The 6152-nt window shown below is 72.2% G+C and carries 2 protein-coding genes; both read left to right on the top strand.

Annotated elements, in window-relative coordinates:
* Positions 1-782 (top strand): condensation domain-containing protein (locus R6V09_RS43365; RefSeq protein ID WP_317886984.1); only part of this gene is annotated, 782 nt, incomplete at its 5' end.
* A 94-nt stretch (positions 783-876) separates the two neighbouring features.
* A partial coding sequence (locus R6V09_RS43360) for a non-ribosomal peptide synthetase (RefSeq protein ID WP_317886983.1) occupies positions 877-6152 on the top strand: 5276 nt, incomplete at its 3' end.

The raw sequence follows: 6152 nt of genomic DNA, 5'->3' as shown, positions 1-6152 counted from the left end.
CCGGACCCACCGGCACCGCGGGCTCGGAGCGGACCGTCACCGAGCACCTCACCGCCGAGGAGACCACCGCCCTGCTGCGGGAGGTGCCGCGGATCTACCGCGCCCGCGTGCCGGAGGCCATGTTCACCGCGCTCGCGCTCGCCTGGCGGGAGTGGACCGGCCGGCCGGAGGTCCTGGTCGACATGGAGAACCACGGCCGCGAGGAGGTCTTCGACGGCGTCGACGTCTCCCGCACCGCGGGCTGGTTCACCATCGCGTGCCCGGTCCTGCTCACCCCCGGCGACGAGGGCGCCGGCACCGCCCTGCTGCGGATCAAGGACCAGCTGCGCGCCGTCCCGGACCGCGGCCTGGACTTCCTGTCCCTGCTGCACCTCAACCCGGCCGCGGCCGACGCGCTGCGCGCCCTGCCCGTCCCGCCGGTCCGGCTCAACTACCTCGGCCAGTTCGACCAGTTCGTCTCCGCGAGCGAGCTCTTCTCCGTCTCCGGCCTCGACATGGGGCCCGAGCGCAGCCCCGCCGGCCGCCGCCCGCACCTGCTGCGGCTGGACGCCTTCGTCGTCGGCGACCGGCTGCGGATGGACTTCAAGTACAGCCACGACCGGCACACGCACGAGGACGTCAGCGCCCTGGCCGCCGCCTTCGTCGGCGCGCTGCGCATCCTGCTCGACCCGGACACCGCCGCCGCCCGCGCGTCGTACCACTCCCCGTCGGACTTCCCCGACGTGGATCTCACCGCCGGCGAACTCGACGACGTCCTCGGCCAGTTGGGGACGGTCGACTGACCTCCGCGGGACACCGCACCCCACCCCACCACCCGTACGGAACGTCCCGGAAGAACCGCCGGGAAACCCTCAGCAGCCCTCAGGAGGAGCACCCATGCCGCAAGTCGAGGCAATGTACCCCTTGGCTCCGCAGCAGCGCGGAATGTTCGCCGGCGCCATGGCGGCCACCGGCGAGGGGGAGTACATCGACCAGTTCGTGTTCAGCCTGCACGGCAAGGTCGACCCCCGACGCCTGGAGGAGGCCTGGCGTACCACCGTCCGCCGCAACGCCGCCCTGCGCACCGCCTTCGTCCTCGCCGGGCGCGCCGACCCCGTCCAGGTGGTGATCGCCGACCCGAGCCTGTCCTTCGAGGAACTCGACTGGCGCACCCTGCCCGAGGACCGGCAGACCCAGGCCCTCGACAACCTGCTCGCCACCGACCGCGCCCGCGGCTTCGACCTCACCCGCCCGCCGCTCACCCGGGTCACCCTGGTCCGCCTCGCCGAGGACCGGACCCGGATGCTGTGGACGGTGCACCACCTCGTCACCGATGGCTGGTGCATGCCGGTCGTCGTCCAACAGGTCCTCGCCGCCTACGACACGGGCGCCGACCCGGGCCCCGCCCCCTCCTACCGCGACTACGTGTCCTACGTGCGCCGCCGTCCCGAGGACGAGTCCCGCGCGTTCTGGACCCGCGCGCTCGAAGGCTTCGGCGCCCCCACCGCCCTGGGCCCCCACCGCACGGCCCCCGAGACCGGGACGGCACCGGAGGAACGGTACGGAGAGCGGTCCCACGCCGTGTCCGCCGAGAAGTTCGGCCTGCTGCAGAAGCTGGCGGCCAAGCACCGGGTCACCGTCGGCGCCGTCATCGAGGGAGCCTGGGCCACGCTGCTGGCCGCCTACAGCGGCAGCGACGACGTGGTCTTCGGCGTCACCGTCTCCGGCCGCCCGCCCGAGCTGCCCGGCGTGGGCACCATGGTCGGACCGTTCGCCGGCCTGCTGCCGCTGCGGGTGCCCGTGAGCGGCGAACTGCCGGTCGCCGCCTGGCTGCGCGGCATCCAGGAGTCCACCGTCACCGCCCAGCCCCACGAGCACTGCGCCCCTGGCCAGATCCACCAGTGGCTCGGCCGGGCCGGATCCCAGCCGCTCTTCCACACCGCGCTCACCTTCGAGAACTACCCGGTCGACCCCGCCGGCGTCACCGCCGACGGCTTCCGCATCGACCCCGAGGACCTCGACTTCGTGGCCGCCCGCTCCGGGATCCCGCTGAGCCTGCTCGTCATACCCGGCGACGGCCTCGCCCTGCGCGCCGTCTACGACAGCCGGCGCCTGATCGGCGAGGACGTCACCCGCGTCCTGGACCATCTCGTCGACGTCCTGGAGAACTTCACCGACCTCGTGGACGGCGACGTCGCCGCACTGCTGGCCCGCGTCCCCGCCGGACAGGCCCCCCGGATGCTGGCGCCCGCCCACACCGGCGGGGAGTACCGCGCCCCCCGAAACGACACCGAGGCCGCCGTCTGCGAGGTCTTCGCCGAGGTCCTCGGCGTGGAGCGGATCGGCATCGACGACAGCTTCCTCGACCTGGGCGGCCACTCCCTGATCGCCACACAGATCGCCTCCCGGCTGCGCGAGCGGTTCGACACCGAGATCCCGCTGCGCGCCCTCTTCGATACCCCCACCGTGGCCCGCCTCGCCGCCACCCTCACGGCCCCGGACGCGACCGGCCGCGAGACCGTCGCCGTAGTCCCGCGCGGACCCGGCGCCGTCACCCCCGCCTCGGCCGCGCAGCGCCGGCTGTGGTTCCTGGAGCAGCTGCACCACGACATCCCGTTCCACAACATGCCCGCCGGCTTCCGTCTCACCGGTGACCTCGACACCGTCGTCCTGGAGCGCGCCTTCAACGAGGTGATCCGCCGCCACGAGGCACTGCGCACGGTCTTCGAGGCCACCGACGACGGGCTCACGCAGGTGATCCGCCCCGAACTCACCGTGCCGCTCGTCCCCGAGCAGACCGACGTGCCCGCCGCCGAGTGGGAGGCACACCTGCACCAGGGCGCCATCGACCTCGCCGCCACCCCCTTCGACCTCGCCCGCGGACCGCTGATCCGCGCCCGCCTCCTGCGCCGCGCCCCCGGCGAGCACGCCCTGCTGGTGGCCGTGCACCACATCGTCTTCGACAGCTGGTCGCGCGGCGTCTTCCTGCGCGAGCTGTCCGCGCTGTACGAGGCCGGCACCCGCTCGGAACCGATGGAACTCCCGCCCGTACCGCTGCAGTTCGGCGACCTCGCGGTCTGGCAGGAACAGTGGCGCGACAGCCCGGAGGCCGAGGCGCAGATCGCCTACTGGCGGGATCGGCTCACCGACACCCCCGTCCTCGACCTGTTCAGCGACCACGTCCGGCCCGCACTGCCCACCTTCCGCGGCGGCAGCAGGCACATCGACGTCCCGGCGGAACTCCTCGCCCGGCTCGGCGAACTCGGCCAGTCCGAGAACGCCTCGGTGTTCATGGTGCTCCTCGCCGCGTTCGACGTGATCCTGCACCGCTACACGAGGCAGAACGACATCGTGGTCGGCACGCCCGTCGCCAACCGCAACCGGCACGAGTTCGAGAGCGTCGTCGGCTTCCTGCTCAACAGCGTCCTCATGCGGGTCGCCCTCGACGGCGACCCCAGCTTCCGGGAACTCCTCGGCCGCACCCGCGACGCCGCCCTCGGCGCCTACGACCACCAGGACATCTCCTTCGAGCGGCTGGTCGAGATCCTCCAGCCCACCCGCGACCTCGCCTACAACCCGCTGTTCCAGGCGACGTTCGCCGTCCAGCAGCTCCCGCCGCGCCATTCCACGCTCGGCGCCGTGGAGATGGACATCCTCTCCTTCGACAGCGGCACGACCCGCTTCGACATCGAGTGCAACTTCTACGAGGACGACGACGAGGGCATGACGGGCGTCCTCACCTACGCCACCGACCTCTTCGACGAGGGCACGATCGAGGCGCTGTGCCGCCAGTACCTCAAGGTGCTCACCCAGGCGGTCCAGGACCCCGACCGGCCGCTGTCGCAGCTGTTGCCGCTGGAACCCGACGACTTCCGGCGGACCGTGGTCGAGCCCAATGACACCGCGTACCCGCTGCCGCAGGGCGCCACCCTCACCGCGCTCTTCGAGGCCCAGGCGGAGCGCGTCCCCGACGCCGTCGCCGTGGTCACCCACGCCGAGCGGCTCACCTTCCGCGAGCTCAACGAACGCGCCAACCGCCTCGCCCGCCACCTGACCGCTCTCGGCGTCGGCCAGGAGACACCGGTCGGCCTGCACTGCCCGCGCTCGACCGACATGATCGTCGGCCTGCTCGCCATCCTCAAGACCGGCGGGTACTGCCTGCCGCTCGACACCGCCTATCCCGAGCAGCGGCTCACCTTCATGATGGAGGACGCCGGCACCCAGGTGGTCATCGGCAGCGGAGACCACCTGCGACTCCTGTCCCGCACGGGTGCACAACTCGTAGCCCTCGACGAGGACTTGGCCCGGTGGGCCGACCTGCCGGCCGGGAACCTGCCCCCGGTCGGCGGCCCGCTCAGCCTCGCCATCATCGACTACACCTCCGGCTCCACCGGCGTGCCCAAGGGCGCCGGAATCCTCCACGAGAACATCGTCCGGCTGCTGCACGGCTGTCGCGACCTCACCGTGGACGAGGACATCGTCACCCTCCAACTCGCCTCCATCGCCTTCGACGTGGCGATGTTCGAGATCTGGGGACCGCTGCTGCACGGCGGCCGGCTGGTCATGTGGGAAGGCGGCGTCCCCACGGCCGAGGACATCCGGCGCGCCGTCACCGACCAGGGCGTACGGACCGTCATCCTCACCGCGACCCTCTTCAACACCGTCGTCGACCAGGACGTCAGCGGCCTCGCCGGTCTCGACCAGCTGATCGTCTGCGGCGAGCGTCCCTCGGTCCCGCACATCCGCCGGGCCCTCGCGGCCCTCCCCGACACCGCCGTGTTCAACGGCTACGGACCGACCGAGTGCACCACCTTCACGCACTACTACCCGATCCCGCGCGACTTCCCGGAGAGCAAGCGGAACATCCCGCTGGGCCTCCCGATCGTCAACACCACGACCTACGTCCTGGACGAGGAACTCAACCCGCTGCCCGTCGGCATGCCCGGTGAGATCTACGTCGGCGGCGAGGGCCTGGCCCGCGGCTACCTCAACCGCCCCCGGCAGACGGCGGACCGCTTCGTGCCCGACCCCTTCGAATCCGCACCCGGCGCCCGCCTCTACCGCACCGGGGACCTCGGCCGCTGGCTGCCCGCCGGCGGTCTGGAGTTCCTCGGCCGGGTCGACACCCAGGTGAAGATCCGCGGTCACCGCGTCGAGCCCGGAGAGGTCGAGAAGGTCCTCGTCGAGCACCCCGCCGTGGCCCGCGCGGCGGTCGTCGCGCGCGCCGGCCGCGACGGCACCAACACACTCGCCGCCTACCTCGTCCCCGCCGCCGAATCCGCCCTCGCCGACACCACCGAGCAGGACGAGCACCGCAAGGCAGACACCTGGCGCTCCGTCTACGACGAGATCTACGGCGGCACCGCCGCGCCCGACCGCTTCCACGCGGCCGGCTGGAACAGCAGCTACACCGGCCGCAGGCTGCCCGAGGAACAGATGCGGGCCTGGGTCACCGACACCGTCGACCGGATCCGCACCCTCAACCCCCGGCGCGTCCTGGAGATCGGCTGCGGCACCGGCCTGCTGCTGTTCGAACTCCTCGACGGCGTAAAGAAGTACGTGGCCACGGACTTCTCCGAATCCGCCCTCAACCACATCCGCGGCCACCTGCCCGAGGACGCCCCGGTCACGCTGCTCAACCGCTTCGCGCACGACCTCAGCGGCCTGCCCGAGGGCGACTTCGACGTGGTCGTGATCAACTCGGTCCTCCAGTACTTCCCCAGCGCCGGGTACGCCGAGCGGGTGCTGACCGGCGCCCTCGGCAAGGTCGCGCCCGGTGGCTTCCTGTTCGTCGGCGACGTACGCCAACAGGCTCTGCAGGAGGCGTTCCACGCCTCGGTCCTGCTCAGCCGGACCGACCCCGCCGCCCAGGGCGGTCCGGAACCGGCACGACTGCGTGGCGAACTGGCCCGCCAGCTCGTGCAGGACGACGAACTCGCCCTCCACCCCGCGTACTTCGCCGACCTCGGCCACCGCCTCGGCACCGGCCCGGTGGAACTCCTCCTCAAACAGGGCACCGCCGACACCGAGATGAGCCGCTACCGCTACGACGTGGTGATCCACCGCGACCCCGCCCCGGCGGGCCCCGAGCCGCACGAGGTCGCCGCCGCCGGCCTCCCCGACCTGGACGACGTACTGGCCCGGGCCGCCGAGAGCAGATCGGAAGAGCGTCG

Source organism: Streptomyces sp. W16 (assembly GCF_033194735.1).
In the GTDB taxonomy this organism is placed as follows: domain Bacteria; phylum Actinomycetota; class Actinomycetes; order Streptomycetales; family Streptomycetaceae; genus Streptomyces.
Note: the sequence above shows the minus strand (reverse complement) of the source record. Positions and strands in the feature narration are given on the sequence as shown.